Origin of the sequence: Roseovarius sp. (assembly GCF_030373445.1) — a bacterium.
Lineage (GTDB): Bacteria > Pseudomonadota > Alphaproteobacteria > Rhodobacterales > Rhodobacteraceae > Roseovarius.
On sequence record NZ_JAUCYU010000001.1, the window covers coordinates 730,984 to 743,804 of the forward strand.

Genomic DNA, 12,821 nt, shown 5'->3' on the forward strand with positions numbered 1-12,821 from the left:
CAACGAAAAAAGCGGGCCAATTCGGCCCGCTTTTTTTAAGACTATCCTGTTCCGATCGAGGCTTAGTTGCCTATGGTCGGAAGGGCACCGCCCGAGCTCGAGCTCGAGGACGACGAGCTGTCGTCGTTCAGAATGATGACAGCACCAGCCAAGCCGGCCGCGCCAAGAGCAATGGCACCTTCGGTGGTAATGGTGTTGTCTTCACCGCTTTGCGACGACACAAACGGATCATTCGCAAAGGCGGGCATCGCGGTCGCGCCAGCAAGGGCTGCACCTGCGATCAGGGTCATGAATTTCGTCATAGCCATCTCCAAAACGTTTTCGAGGCATTGCCGCCTCATGAGTAAACTTACGCTCAGCACATCATTACTTCAAGTGCGCGCGCCGATAAAGACCCTTCTCCGGTCATCGGCAACGTAATGCACAAATACAACGCTCGCGGGGTCCGGCAAGGGTCGTTTGACCGGATTTTGCGCAGTCCGCGGCGTTATTGGGCCTGCCTGAGACCGACGATATCCCCGCTTTCGACCTCCTGTCCGCTGTCCATGACAAGGATCGGCAGGCCATCTTCGTTGCGTGCCTCGACGATTCGGGCGTGCACGTAGACCGCGTCGGTGGATGTCAGTTCGTCGGCCGCGTAGGACTCGACGGTCAGGTGATATACGCCTGCGGGCAACGGCGCACCGCTGGCCGACACGCCGGCCCATTCCAGCTCCTGTCGGCCCGTCTCGACAGGCAAACGCTGGATTTCCTTGCCTTCCCGGTTCCGCACGACAAGTTCGGCCCTGTCGGCAAGACCAACGTCGCGCGTGCTGATGGTGACCGGCTCACCGTCGAAATGCACCGGCATCTCGGCCCGGGCGGTCATCCCGACCCAGCCGGAAAGCTGGGACACGCTCAGCGCGCCCATCTGCGCCCCCAAGGCCGTCAGCAGCTCGTTGGTGCGCACCTGCTGCTCCACGCTGGAAAACGTGGCAAGCTGGGTCGCGAACTGCGTCGAATCGACCGGGTTCAAAGGGTCCTGATGCTTCATCTGGGCCGTCAGCATTTTCAGGAACGTCTCGAAGTCCGAACCGATGAGCGCGCCGTCCGAAGACGGCCGGCCGGCGGCGGCGAACCCACCTGACTGCCCCGATACCGGATTGCCTGAAGCGATTTCCATGGAGAGCTCCTTTCTACAAGCGCAGGTCTACACGGCCGGTCGCCGCCGGCTGCGCAGCTGGCCTTGGCATCCCGGCGTCCCGATCGACCGCCTCCACCCCGCCTTCGGGCTCCGAACGGTCGGGCTGTCGCAGATGCCCGCCTGCTCCGGCCTCGTCCTGCCCTCCGGCGCCGAACGAAAACGCCGTGTTCTCATACCCGAGTTCCCGGAAATCCTGCTCCAGCTGATCGGCGTGACGCCGCAACAGGTCCAGCGTCTCCGGCCGGTCCGCCAGAACGTTGACCAGTATACCGTTGTCGAACGGGGTCAGGGATATTCGGACCTTGCCAAGTTCGGCGGGACTGAGATGGATATCGAAAATCGCGTCGCTGCTGCTGCGTATCGCGGCAGAAACCTGCAGAACCTGCGGCGGGGCGGCTTGTGCGGCGGCAAGTGTCGTCGGTCCGGCGGGGGCGCCTGTTCCGGGACGTGTCGCGGTGTGTACCTCTCCGTGAACCGGCGCGATCGGGTCAACAGGTTGATCCGCGGTCTGAACGTCTGCCAGCCCGGGCATTGCCGCCTGTCCGGTCGCGATGCCGGTGTTACCGTACATTCTGGCATGTTGGTGCGGCTGTCCGCCCGTTGGCAGAGCTGACGCCTCCGCTCCCGGAGCGTTCCGGTCCTGACGGAGGGTCATGAAACGATGCATATCAGTATCCTGAGCCCACCGCTCCCGATCAACCGGAGCGCCAACGCTCGGGTGCGGCATTGCCCTCCCGTCGGCTTGCACCGCAACTCGTCCAGGCGCGTGCCATCCGGGGCCAGCCATCCCCGGCATTGCCTTCGGCTCAAGACCTGCCGGCCCCGTTGCCTGGGCAGCATCTGCAACCGGCCTGCGCACAGCCGGTCCGTCAATCGCATCTAACGATCCTGCCCTGCCACCGTCGCCGGAACCGACAAGCGGCAGCGAACCATCGGGCCGGGGGGTCGAATTCACCCCGGTCCGCGCACCATCCGGATTGGGATCATGTCGCAACTGCCCCTCGGCCCGATGGACAAGATTTACCGCATCGCGTTCCGGCAGCGCCAATGAGTGCGGTTGCAACCCGGCTTGCTTGAGACCCTGGCCCGCCGCACCGGCCTCTCCCGCTTCCCCCCCACCTCTGCGATTGAGCGGCACGTGATCGGTAGAGACAACGTTATCCCGCCGGCCGGCGCCCCCGAGAACAGCTTCCGCCGGTGCCTGACCGCTTCTGTCACGGGTATCGCGCGGCGCTCCACCGCGCGGCCCGATCCCGGCGAGACGTACACTGTTCGTAGCGGGACGGTCCCCCACCGAAACAGTTGCCGTGGGCCGGGTTGGTTCGACGTGAGGCATGGCCGCCGCAGCCTGTCGTGAACGCACTCCCGGCTCTGCACGTCCGTTCTTCAAGAGCGGCTCCGGCATCGGCACGTCTGGCACGGGCTGCTTGTCCACCCCCCATCTGCCAGTTGTCTCCTGCCGGACTCCAACGTTGGCGGTCGGCACGTCCTTCATCGCGGAGCGTTCCGGCGCCCTTGCGCGAACGGCCGCCCTCTCTCGTATCGACCCGGGAGGCGGCCCGAACGAATCGGTGGCCCGCTCCCTGACCACCGGTGCGACCAACCCTCTGCCCTCTGTCGGCCAAACCTCGGCCCCGGGCGACGGACGCGATGCCACCACCTCCCTGTCAATTCTCGAAACGGGCGCTTCCCCGGCCACCGTCCGGCCAAACCGTTCCGAGACGCCGGGCACGGCCTGCCATTTCGGATCGGCCTCCCGCCTCGCCACGCGGGTTTCCCCGGCAGGTTGCGCCGGATTTGTCTCAGGACCACGTGCCGCGCCATCGACCTGTCCGGCGTTCACCGGCTCTTCCCGCAGAGCCGCGACAGGGTCTGCCTCTGCGGCGCCGGGAGCCGGCCGCCGGGGCTGGCCGCCCGGTACACCTTCAGGCTCCAAAAGGCCCTCGCCGTCACCGGAGTCGCCTTGCGCCCGCGCTGATTGCGCCACAGGGTCATCTGGTTTCGCGATCTGTCGGGCCGGAGATTCCTCCGGCGAAGCGTTGACAGTTTGCCCGGACGCGACATCGTCTACGTCCCCGCCTTGCACCGCTGGCTCGGGGAAATCGTCACGATCCGGATCCGCGGTATCACGGGACAAAGGGACATTCCTCTCCTCCACGTGATGACCTTCACCCTCCCCGTCGCGACCCGCACCGGCATGCGCGGCATCGTCCGCGTCCAGATCACGCGGGTCGCGATGTGCCACGTCGCCCTGCTCACCCGATCCTTGCGATGCCGCACCCTGGCGCCCCGCGGCAAGCAGGACACCTGAAAGGACGTCGCGAAAATCCTGTTCTGCCGAGGTTGCGCGCGTCAGCCCCGCAGGTCCGGCGGGTGCCGGCTCCGGCCTCGGAAAAGGAAAAGCCGGTATCGAACCGGTAAGAGAGATCATCTTTCATTCGCTCCGGGATTCTTCCGCGTTCTGGAGAACATGACAGATGCCGGTTACCGAATGTTTACTGCTTTCCCTCCAAAGTGACCCCGAGTTGCATTGAATTGGAGTCGTTCGAGTGACGGAAATTTCATCAATTACCCCAGCCCACCCCGGTTCGGGTGGTGAGTCTCCCACACGCGAATCCCGTGCGAAGAAGGCCGCCCTGGCGCTTGAGGCAAGCTTTCTGTCGGAAATGCTGAAATCCGCCGGATTCGGATCGCAGGTCAGCACGTTCTCGGGCGGCGCGGGAGAGGATCAGTTCGCTTCGTTCCACCGCGAGGCAATCGCCGAACGCATGGTTCGCGCCGGCGGGATCGGGCTGGCGGAACATTTCTTCAAGGCAATGATGGAGGCGAAGGATGGCACCTGAAACGGCAACGGACATCTTGCAGGCGCTCGACGACCTGCTCGAGCAGGAGCGCTGCGCCCTGCTGACAGGCGATCTTGACCAGATGGCGCTACTGCTTGAACGCAAGACCGACCTGATCGATGCGCTGAACGCCCTCGAACCCGAGCAGCAGCCCGACCTCGAGAACATCCGCGGCAAGGTCATGCGCAACCAGACCCTGCTCGACGGCGCACTTCAGGGTATCCGGCAGGTGGCCGGCCGGATGGCCGCTCTGCGCCAGCTTCGCCATTCCTTCGACACCTACGACGAATCCGGCCGTAGACACACGATCGAGGGCGCCGTGGTGCGGCAGGTTGAGAAACGGGCGTGACGGGATTTGTGTCAAATCCGCCGGACATCTCCGGCGGGGCTTAGCACTCCATTAGCACCTCGGCGCCATGTTGCCCCTGCATTCCAGTGTGGGTGGCGCGGCAGGCCGGAACGCCTGCGGCACATGTCAGAACGACAGCTTGAGGCCGTCTCCCGCGGGGGGCGGGACGTTTCACAGGCGCAAAGCGCCGAAGGCTAAAGGAAAATGCTATCGCCACCTTCCAGGCCCCACCATGGTGCCCGTCGCCCTTGACGATCTTTTTCCGTTTGATGATGACCGGCGCGGCGTTATTGCCAGACGCACTCATCTTCACCACCTTTTATCTCACCCGGCGAAAGACATAGCCGACGGCCTGTTACCGGCGGCTTAACGGATAAAGTTTTGGCGATTAACCCCCGGCCCGGAACGCCCGCGAACACCCACGGATTTGAAATGGATTCTAGGCACTTGCCGTTTGCCTTCGCGCCCCGGATTGGCCTATGGTCCAGTCAAAGGCCAGGATGGCCGCGACCTTTCCAGATACGCGTACGGTGCTGTGGGAGCACTGGGGTGACGGGGGGTGCCGCGCGATCCGGCCGGTACCCTCCGTAAAACTCTACGCGAGCCTTTCAGACCAGTGTCAGAACCACGCCGATGATCGCGCTGCCGATCGTCGCATAACCGCCATCGATCAGCGTCAGGCGGTAGGGTCGACCCCCGAAACTGTAGCAGGTCAAAAGCCACGGGCTGGCCAGGAAAAGCCCGATCCCCAGCCCCGAAACCAGGCCCTTTTCCACCGTATCTATGCCGCTCAGCGCAAAGATGTGCCGCATCATCCCCGCCACCAGCACGGCCGACCCGAACGCCACGACATACGGCACCGGGTTCGACCCACCGGCCGGTTTGCCGTTCTCGTCGGTCTCGATCCCCGCCGCCCTGACCCACGGCTTCGCCAGCACCATGTACCACACCGCCCCGAAGGCATAGGCGGCCACCGCCGCCACCAGTACGCCCAGGTATCCCATCCGATCCTCCCCGGATATGTGATCACATCAGGCCTTTACCCCGGCCAGTTCACACACGATCTTCCACTCCGTTTCCGTCACCGGCTGCACCGACAGGCGCGAGTTCTTCACCAGCACCATCTCTCCCAGCCGCGGATCCTCCTTGATCATGTCCAGCGTCACCGGCCGTTCCACCGGCGCCACCGCCTTGATATCCACGCATTCCCAGCGCTCGTCATCGGTCGTGCTGTCGGGATGCGCCGCGTTCATCACCTCGACGATGCCCACCACCGCCTTCTCTGTCTGGCTGTGATAGTAGAATCCACGGTCGCCCACCTCCATCTCGCGCATGAAGTTCCGCGCCTGGTAGTTCCGCACGCCGTCCCATTCCTCGCCCTTGTCGCCCTTCTTCACCTGGTCATCCCAGCTCCAGGTCGACGGTTCGGACTTGAAAAGCCAATAGCGCATGGCTCAGATCACCTTCTTCCACGGGATCAGCTCGACACTCTCGAAGAGGCCGGCCTTGGCATAAGGGTCGTTCTCGGCCCAGCCTTCGGCCGCCGCCATATCCTCGACCTCGAGAATCACCAGCGAGCCGCACATCTCCCCGCCCTCATCCAGCAGCGGCCCGGCCTGGCTGACCACGCCGGTCTCCCTGATATAGTCGAGGTGTTTCTCGCGGTTGTCGGTCCGGGTGTGCAAGGCGCCGGGCTTGTCGCGGGCAATCAGGGCAATCAACATTCATTCTTCCTTCAGCGGTCTCGACAACAGCATATCCATTGCCTGTTCCACCCGCAATTGGCCGGTGACCAGCAACATGATCGCCCGCATCACCGGCAGGTCGAGCCCCGCCTTCTCGGCGTGGGTGCACACGGCCTCGGCCGTTGCGGCGCCTTCCACCGTCACGCCCGGCTCGAAATCCTCGCCCTTGCCAAGGCTCACCCCGAACCGGTAGTTCCGTGACTGGCCCGAAGTGCAGGTGAGCACCAGGTCACCGAACCCTGACAGCCCCGAAAGCGTCTCTCTTTCGGCCCCCATCTCCACCGCCGCGCGCTTCATCTCGGCAAAGGCCCGCGTCAGCAACGCTGCCCGCGCACTCTCCCCCAGCCCGGCACCCATCGCCGCGCCACAGCCGATGGCGACCACGTTCTTCAGCGCGCCGCCCAACTCGGCCCCGGTCACATCCGTGCTGCGATAGAGCCGCAAGTTCGGCGTCGTCAGCCGCTCCTGGAGCGCCGCGCCCGTCGCCTCCCCCTCGCAGGCCAGCGTCAGCGCGGTCGGCAGCCCCCTGGCGATGTCATCCGCGAAAGACGGCCCCGTCAGGATCGCACAGATCGCCCCGGGCAGCACATCCTCGATCACCTCCGTCGGCCGCTTGCCTGTCGAAAGCTCGATCCCCTTGCAGCACGCCACCAGCGGCCCGCCCGACCCCAGAAGCCTCTGGTTTTCCTCGCAGAACGCCCGCAGCTTCTGCGTCGGCACAGACAACAGCGTCGCATCCACATCCGTTGCCGGTAAATCGCCCGTGGCAATCGAGATCTCCTCGGGCAAGGCCACCCCCGGCAAGCGTCGCGCGTTCTCACGTTCTTTACGCATCTCCCGCGCATGCTCGGCATCCCGGCACCAAAGCGTCACCGGCCCGGTCTTCGCCAGCGACACCGCCAGCGCCGTGCCGAACGCCCCGGCTCCCATCACCCGGATCATGCCTTCGCTCCCTTTTTGCCGCTCCCCAGCATCGCCGGGCTCGCGCCATCCAGCGGCCAGCGCGGCCGCGCGGCCAGGGTCATGTCATCCCGAACTCCGGCGAAAAACAGTTCTGCGCCCGCATAGGCAATCATCGCCGCGTTATCGGTACACAACCTCAACGGCGGAGCCACGAAATTGGTTTCAGACGCCGCTGAAACAGTCTCTAACTTGCCGCGGATCGCCTCGTTCGCCGCCACGCCCCCGGCCACGGCCAGCACCGGCACCGCCCCGGCCTCTTCCGCGTAAACCTCCAGCGCCCGCCGCGTCTTCTCGGAAAGCACGTCCGCCACCGCCGCCTGGAACCCGGCGCACAGATCCGCCCGGTCGGCCCGGGTCAGCCCGCCTTTCTCCGCCACAACCTGGTCCCTGGCCCGAAGCACGGCGGTCTTCAAACCGGAAAATGACATGTCGCACCCCGGCCGATCCAACAAAGGCCGCGGAAACCGGAACCGCCCGGCATCCCCCGTCGCCGCTTCCCGCTCCACCGCCGGCCCGCCCGGCTGTGGCAGGCCCAGAAGCCGCGCCACCTTGTCGAACGCCTCGCCCGGCGCATCGTCGATCGTCCCGCCCAGCCGCGAGAAATCCTGCGGCCCCCGCACGATCAACAACTGGCAATGCCCGCCCGACACCAGCAGCATCAGGTAGGGATACGCGACCCGGTCCGTCAGCCGCGGCGTCAGCGCATGCCCCGCCAGGTGGTTCACGCCCACCAGCGGAAGCCCCGCCCCGGCGGCCAGCCCCTTGGCGCACATGACGCCGGACAGCACCCCGCCGATCAGCCCCGGCCCCGCGGTCACGGCAATCGCGTCCACGTTCAATAGCCGCGTATTCGCCTGCTTTAGAGCCTGTTCCACCGAGATATCCAGCTTCTCCGCATGGGCCCGCGCCGCGATCTCCGGCACCACACCGCCAAAGGCCGAATGCAGCTCCGCCTGCCCGAACACCACCGATGACAGGATCTCCGCCTCCCCCGGCCGCTCCACCCGCAGCACCGCCGCCGCGGTATCGTCACAGCTGCTTTCCAGCCCCAGAATTGTCAGAGGTTCATCCATCGGCCGGCCCGTTGCGCGTTGATCCATCGGCGGTTAACACCAGTATGGAGCGCAAACAACTCCGGGCAAGGCATGGCGAACACGATTCTGATCACCCGGCCCGAACCCTCCGCCAGCGGATTCGCGGCCAAACTGCGCGACAGGCTGGGCGCACGGGCCGAGATTCTCCTCTCCCCCATCCTCCGGATCGACCATATCCCTCCCGCTCCGGGACAGATCAGCGCATCCGACGTGCTGATCCTCACCTCTGCCCATGCCCTTCCGGCGCTCGTTCATCACGCCAGCGGCCAGGCCTGCTATTGCGTCGGCCCCGGCACCGCCGCGGCGGCACAACGTGCCGGGCTTCGCGCCATCGACGGCGGCGGCAGCGCAAAGCATCTCCTGCAGCGGCTGATCGCCGACCGCCCCGGCGGAAAACTGCTCTATCTCCGGGGCGAGCACGTGGCCGCCGATCTGGCGAAATCCCTCTCTGAGGCCGGAATAGAGACGGATGAACTGATCACCTACCGCCAGCTTGCCACCCCCCTCACCGATGCCGCTCAAACCCTGCTTTCCTCCGATACCCCCGTGATTGCCCCGCTCTTTTCCGCCCGCAGCGCCCGCCTCTTCCTCGACGCCGCCCCGGCAACAGCCCGGCTGAAGATCGCCGCCATCAGCCCCGCCGTGGCGGAAACCGTCCCGTCCCACCGCGCCCGGCAAATCGCCATCGCCGCCGCCCCCACCGCCGACGCGATGCTCGACACCGTCGAAGCCCTTGCGTAAGCCCCCTACCGGGTTGAGAGTGGAAATCCGGCAAAGTAAGGTCACATCAAGACCGGGCACACCGGACAATCGACAGGGGTGAGACAGGTGGCGAGAAAGACAACGTCAAAGACATCGTCTTCGAAACGCAAGACGGCCGACAAGGACGAGGCGAGCGAAGCGACCGCGGCACCGGAGGTGACGGAGGAGTCGTCCGATACCGAAACCGAGGCCGGCACCGACACCTCCGAAGGGTCGGCGGCCCTCTCCGCATCCGTCGACGGCGCCGAGGCGCCGAAGGACGACGAGCCGGCCGACACCCCCGCCACGCCCGAACCCAAACCCCTCGGCGGCGCCAAGATCGCAACGCCCGACCCGGCCACCCCGGGTGACCCCCAAGCCGAGACCCAGTCCGACGACAGCGGCCCCTGGGGCGAGGATACCGCCGCCATGGCCCCCGCCGGCGACACCGGCGCAGCGCCCACCGGGACCAAGCCTGAATCGCACACCAAACCCGCCCCCGCCGAACAGGTCGTCGTCCGCAAGGGCGGCTTCCTCCCCATGCTCCTCGGCGGCGTCGCCGCCGGCGCCATCGGCTTCGGCGCGGCCTACTACCTCTTCGGCCAACCCGCCGACACCTCCGCCTTCGACACCTACCGCAGCGAAACCGACGAGTCCCTGCAAGCCCAGTCCGACCGCCTCGACGCGCTTGCCGGACAGCTCGAGAACGGCCCCGACCTCTCTGCCCTCGAACAGGGCCAGGCCGAACTGCAGGATACGCTCTCCACCCTCTCCGACCAGCTCACCGAGACCCGCGAGACCGTCGCCGCCCTCTCCGCCCGCCTCGACGAGGTCGAATCCCGCCCCCTCACCGAAGGCGCCTCCGAAGCGGCCGCCGCCGCCTACGAGGCCGAGCTGAAGAAACTGCAAGACGCCATGGCCGCCCAGCGCGCCGAGATCGAGCAAATGGTCTCCCGCGCCGAGGACCTGGAAACCGAGGCTGAAACCACCGCCCAGGCCACCCTGCGCCGCGCCGCCCTCTCCCGCATCCTGACGGCGCTCGATGCCGGCGGCGGCTATGCCGACGCGCTGGCCGACCTGCAGGAAACCGGCATGGAGGTGCCAGAGCCCCTCACCCGTGCCGCCGACAGCGGCGTCGCCACCCTGCCCGAGCTTCAGGAAGGTTTCCCGGATGCCGCCCGCGCCGCGCTGGCCGCGGCCCGCAACGCCTCCGCCGAGGCCGGCGAATCCGGCGGCCTCTCGGCCTTCATCCGCACCCAGCTCGGCGCCCGCTCGCTCGAACCGCGCGAGGGCGACGACCCCGATGCCATCCTCTCCCGCGCCGAGGCCGCCACCAATGCCGGCCGCCTCACCGACGCGCTGGCCGAGATCGAGGCGCTGCCGGAAGTGGCCCGTGCGGAACTCTCCGACTGGGCCGGCCAGGCCGCCCGCCGCCTCGAGGCCGTCGCGGCGGCACAGCAACTGAGCGAAGAACTGAACTGACACCGAAAGGGCGCGTGCCAATGCTATGGTCCATCATCAAGATCGCGGTTTTCGTCGCCCTCGTCGCGGGCGCCAGCTTCGCCGCGATCTACCTCCTCGAACTCGAGGGCGGCGTCCGCATCGTCATGGCCGGGCAGGAATTCAATCTCACGCCCCTGACGGCGGTGATTGCCCTGATCCTGCTGATGCTGGCGATCTGGCTGCTGCTCAAGCTCGCCTCGCTGCTCATCGCCGTCCTGCGCTTCATCAACGGCGATGAAACCGCGATTTCCCGCTATTTCGACAGGAACCGGCAGGAGAAAGGCTACCGCGCGCTTTCCGAGGGGCTGATGGCGCTCGCCTCGGGCGAGGGCAACGTGGCGATGGCCAAGGCCAACCGCGCCGAACGCTACCTCCGCAAGCCGGCGCTCACCAACCTGATCACCGCCCAGGCCGCCGAGATGGCAGGCGATCGCCGCAAGGCCGAGGAGGTCTACAAGCGACTGCTCGCCAACGAGAAGACCCGCTTCGTCGGCGTCCGCGGCATCATGCGCCAGAAGCTCTCCGACGGTGACACCGACACCGCGCTGAAACTGGCCCAGACCGCCTTCGCCCTCAAACCCCGCCACGAGGAGGTGCAGGATACACTGCTCAAGCTGCAGGCCCAGAAACACGACTGGTCCGGCGCCCGCGACACCCTCCGCGCCAAGCTGAAATACGGCTCCCTCCCGCGCGACGTCCACAAGCGCCGCGATGCCGTCCTCGCCCTCTCCGAGGCCCAGGACATCCTCGACGAGGGCAAGGATATCGACGCCAAGGAACAGGCGATCGAGGCCAACCGCCTCTCGCCAGACCTGATCCCCGCCGCCGTGATGGCCGCCCGCAGCTACATCCGCGCCGATTCCAAGCGCTACGCCTCCCGCGTGATCCGCAAGGCATGGGAGGCCCAGCCCCACCCCGACCTCGCCGCCGCCTTCGCCGAGATCGAGCCGGGCGAAACCCCGCAGGACCGGCTCAAGCGCTTCGCCAAGCTGCTCAAGATCAACCCCGAGCACCGCGAAACCAGGCTGGTCGAGGCAGAGCTCCACATCGCGGCCGAGGATTTCCCCGCCGCCCGCCGCGCTCTGGGCACCCTTGCCGAGGATGACCCGGATGCCCGCACCCTCACCCTGATGGCCGCCATCGAACGCGGCGAAGGGTCCTCCGACGCCGTGGTCAAGGGATGGCTCACCCGCGCGCTTGCCGCGCCTCGCGGCCCGCAATGGGTCTGCGACAACTGCCACCACATCCACGCGCAATGGGTACCCGCCTGCGAAAACTGCCAGTCCTTCGACACGCTGACATGGCGCTCACCCCCCGCCGCGACCGTCTCCAGCTCCACCGGGGTCGAGATGCTGCCCCTCATCGTCGGCTCCCTCGACGACCGCTCGCGCGAGGGCACCGACCCCGCCCCGCCCGACGCCACCGGCACGCCCTCGGACACCGAGATCGCCGACGCCGAAATCGTCGAGGATCCCACCCCGGAAGAGGACCGCAAAGCCGCAAATTAGGGCTTCCCCCGCCCCCGTCCCGGTGCTATAGCCCCGCCCCACGGGGCCGCTGTAGCTCAGCTGGTAGAGCACGTCATTCGTAATGATGGGGTCGTAGGTTCGAGTCCTATCAGCGGCACCACTTTTTCAGAAAAAATCGTTATTTAACAACAGACTAGGCGATATTGCCGAAAGTCAATCCACCCTTCTGTCCACCCAACGGCCTGCCTGTCGAGGCTTATTCAGATGCGATTGGCAGTATGTAACCCGTCGTCGACCGGGCTGCCTAAAACCTAGGTATCGAATTCTTCAGCGTCTTCTCCAAGCGCTTCGGTCGATACATCTTCTCCGGTGCTGCGGTCTGGCGTGACCTGCGATGCTTTCTTCTCCCAATCGACGAGGCTCGAGCCTCCAAATGGCGGCCGTATGGTGGACATATCTGTTATTATTCGGGTTTATCAAAGATCCGCGGCTATTTCGCAGTTTGTGATCGGCAGATCATCAGCTCGTTCTTTATTTAGGAATTCGGACCAGCACTCATCAGCTAGTAGTTCCAATAGAGCTTCTTCGGGAGACTCTAGTCCGTGAACTCCAGCATGAGCTGGATTGTCTGCCTCCGGATAGAAGATGAAAGATGGATTCCGGCCAAACCGCTCTGCTGCTTCTCTAATAGCATCGGTATTAGCAACACAGAAACAAGCCTTACCTCCTACATGCATGTCGCTGTCCCTGATTGCCTCAATGGCACACCGCAATTTTTCGGACGCGCTACCGGCGAAATACTGGCACCATGTTACCGACAAATAATCTTCATCGGGCCTCAGCGAAAATGCGGCAACCGACGGTCCAAGCACGATATTGAACTGGCCCCATTTTCGACCGGACACCTGGGCCTGAACCAGGAGGCTTAGGC

Annotated in this window: 15 protein-coding genes, 1 tRNA gene and 1 pseudogene; 7 read left to right on the top strand and 10 right to left on the bottom strand. The window is 65.6% G+C overall.

The annotated features are described in order from the left end of the window. Nucleotides 1-62: 62 nt before the first annotated feature. From QUV18_RS03385 to QUV18_RS03395, 3 genes are all read right to left on the bottom strand, one after another. A complete protein-coding gene (locus QUV18_RS03385; RefSeq protein WP_300892012.1) occupies nt 63-290 on the bottom strand; it encodes a hypothetical protein in 228 nt (75 codons plus the stop codon). Nucleotides 291-487: 197 nt separating this feature from the next. Beyond that, nucleotides 488-1,162, bottom strand: coding sequence for a flagellar hook capping FlgD N-terminal domain-containing protein (locus tag QUV18_RS03390; protein WP_300892013.1), 675 nt, complete (start codon nt 1,160-1,162; stop codon nt 488-490). Nucleotides 1,163-1,175: 13 nt separating this feature from the next. Next, a complete protein-coding gene (locus QUV18_RS03395; RefSeq protein WP_300892014.1) occupies nt 1,176-1,754 on the bottom strand; it encodes a flagellar hook-length control protein FliK in 579 nt (192 codons plus the stop codon). A 1,476-nt stretch (nt 1,755-3,230) separates the two neighbouring features. On the opposite strand from QUV18_RS03395, the gene QUV18_RS03400 reads away from it, so the two are divergent. The 3 genes from QUV18_RS03400 to QUV18_RS03410 all read left to right on the top strand — a co-directional run bounded on the left by QUV18_RS03400 (nt 3,231) and on the right by QUV18_RS03410 (nt 4,375). Beyond that, on the top strand, nt 3,231-3,494 hold the full coding sequence (locus QUV18_RS03400; RefSeq protein ID WP_300892015.1) for a hypothetical protein: 264 nt from the start codon (nt 3,231-3,233) through the stop codon (nt 3,492-3,494). Nucleotides 3,495-3,741: 247 nt separating this feature from the next. Then, nucleotides 3,742-4,026, top strand: coding sequence for a rod-binding protein (locus tag QUV18_RS03405; RefSeq protein ID WP_300892042.1), 285 nt, complete (start codon nt 3,742-3,744; stop codon nt 4,024-4,026). Then, complete coding sequence (locus tag QUV18_RS03410; RefSeq protein ID WP_300892016.1) at nt 4,016-4,375, top strand: flagellar protein FlgN; 360 nt, start codon at nt 4,016-4,018, stop codon at nt 4,373-4,375. Before QUV18_RS03405 ends, QUV18_RS03410 begins: the two co-directional genes overlap by 11 nt. A gap of 205 nt (nt 4,376-4,580) precedes the next feature. On the opposite strand, the pseudogene QUV18_RS03415 reads toward QUV18_RS03410, so the two are convergent. The 6 genes and pseudogenes from QUV18_RS03415 to tsaD form a co-directional block, all read right to left on the bottom strand. Beyond that, a pseudogene (locus tag QUV18_RS03415) lies at nt 4,581-4,682 on the bottom strand (chemotaxis protein MotB); the annotation flags it as partial. Nucleotides 4,683-4,983: 301 nt separating this feature from the next. Then, nucleotides 4,984-5,379: a DUF1761 domain-containing protein gene (locus QUV18_RS03420; RefSeq protein WP_300892017.1), complete on the bottom strand. Its 396-nt coding sequence runs from the start codon at nt 5,377-5,379 to the stop codon at nt 4,984-4,986. Between the two features lie 27 nt (nt 5,380-5,406). Beyond that, complete coding sequence (locus QUV18_RS03425; protein ID WP_300892018.1) at nt 5,407-5,826, bottom strand: EVE domain-containing protein; 420 nt, start codon at nt 5,824-5,826, stop codon at nt 5,407-5,409. A 3-nt stretch (nt 5,827-5,829) separates the two neighbouring features. Then, nucleotides 5,830-6,099, bottom strand: coding sequence for a YciI family protein (locus QUV18_RS03430; RefSeq protein WP_300892019.1), 270 nt, complete (start codon nt 6,097-6,099; stop codon nt 5,830-5,832). Further along, nucleotides 6,100-7,062, bottom strand: coding sequence for an NAD(P)H-dependent glycerol-3-phosphate dehydrogenase (locus QUV18_RS03435; RefSeq protein WP_300892020.1), 963 nt, complete (start codon nt 7,060-7,062; stop codon nt 6,100-6,102). It lies immediately after the preceding gene. Then, nucleotides 7,059-8,156, bottom strand: a complete 1,098-nt coding sequence (gene tsaD / locus QUV18_RS03440) for a tRNA (adenosine(37)-N6)-threonylcarbamoyltransferase complex transferase subunit TsaD (RefSeq protein ID WP_300892021.1) — start codon at nt 8,154-8,156, stop codon at nt 7,059-7,061. Before tsaD ends, QUV18_RS03435 begins: the two co-directional genes overlap by 4 nt. A 72-nt stretch (nt 8,157-8,228) precedes the next feature. Between tsaD and QUV18_RS03445 the strand changes: the two genes are divergently transcribed. The 4 genes from QUV18_RS03445 (at nt 8,229) to QUV18_RS03460 (ending at nt 12,050) form a co-directional block, all read left to right on the top strand. Continuing rightward, nucleotides 8,229-8,918 (top strand): uroporphyrinogen-III synthase, encoded by a 690-nt coding sequence (locus tag QUV18_RS03445; RefSeq protein ID WP_300892022.1) that lies wholly within the window; start codon nt 8,229-8,231, stop codon nt 8,916-8,918. A gap of 87 nt (nt 8,919-9,005) precedes the next feature. Then, the gene (locus QUV18_RS03450; RefSeq protein ID WP_300892023.1) at nt 9,006-10,400 is read left to right on the top strand and encodes a hypothetical protein; all 1,395 of its coding nucleotides are present in this window, start codon (nt 9,006-9,008) and stop codon (nt 10,398-10,400) included. 20 nt (nt 10,401-10,420) lie between these two features. Then, nucleotides 10,421-11,929, top strand: a complete 1,509-nt coding sequence (locus QUV18_RS03455) for a heme biosynthesis HemY N-terminal domain-containing protein (protein WP_300892024.1) — start codon at nt 10,421-10,423, stop codon at nt 11,927-11,929. Between the two features lie 45 nt (nt 11,930-11,974). Further along, nucleotides 11,975-12,050: transfer RNA gene (locus QUV18_RS03460), tRNA-Thr, on the top strand. Nucleotides 12,051-12,366: 316 nt separating this feature from the next. On the opposite strand, the gene QUV18_RS03465 is transcribed toward QUV18_RS03460, so the two are convergent. Beyond that, nucleotides 12,367-12,821, bottom strand: a 455-nt coding sequence (locus QUV18_RS03465) for a hypothetical protein (RefSeq protein ID WP_300892025.1), incomplete at its 5' end; no start/stop codon positions are given.

Excerpts from the sequence above, each read along its gene's own strand:
- QUV18_RS03385 (WP_300892012.1), bottom strand. The coding sequence starts at position 290 with ATGACCCTGATCGCAGGTGCAGCCCTTGCTGGCGCGACCGCGATGCCC.
- QUV18_RS03390 (WP_300892013.1), bottom strand. The coding sequence starts at position 1,162 with ATGGAAATCGCTTCAGGCAATCCGGTATCGGGGCAGTCAGGTGGGTTC.
- QUV18_RS03395 (WP_300892014.1), bottom strand. The coding sequence starts at position 1,754 with ATGTACGGTAACACCGGCATCGCGACCGGACAGGCGGCAATGCCCGGG.
- QUV18_RS03410 (WP_300892016.1), top strand. The coding sequence starts at position 4,016 with ATGGCACCTGAAACGGCAACGGACATCTTGCAGGCGCTCGACGACCTG.
- QUV18_RS03420 (WP_300892017.1), bottom strand. The coding sequence starts at position 5,379 with ATGGGATACCTGGGCGTACTGGTGGCGGCGGTGGCCGCCTATGCCTTC.
- QUV18_RS03425 (WP_300892018.1), bottom strand. The coding sequence starts at position 5,826 with ATGCGCTATTGGCTTTTCAAGTCCGAACCGTCGACCTGGAGCTGGGAT.
- QUV18_RS03430 (WP_300892019.1), bottom strand. The coding sequence starts at position 6,099 with ATGTTGATTGCCCTGATTGCCCGCGACAAGCCCGGCGCCTTGCACACC.
- QUV18_RS03435 (WP_300892020.1), bottom strand. The coding sequence starts at position 7,062 with ATGATCCGGGTGATGGGAGCCGGGGCGTTCGGCACGGCGCTGGCGGTG.
- tsaD (WP_300892021.1), bottom strand. The coding sequence starts at position 8,156 with ATGGATGAACCTCTGACAATTCTGGGGCTGGAAAGCAGCTGTGACGAT.
- QUV18_RS03445 (WP_300892022.1), top strand. The coding sequence starts at position 8,229 with ATGGCGAACACGATTCTGATCACCCGGCCCGAACCCTCCGCCAGCGGA.
- QUV18_RS03455 (WP_300892024.1), top strand. The coding sequence starts at position 10,421 with ATGCTATGGTCCATCATCAAGATCGCGGTTTTCGTCGCCCTCGTCGCG.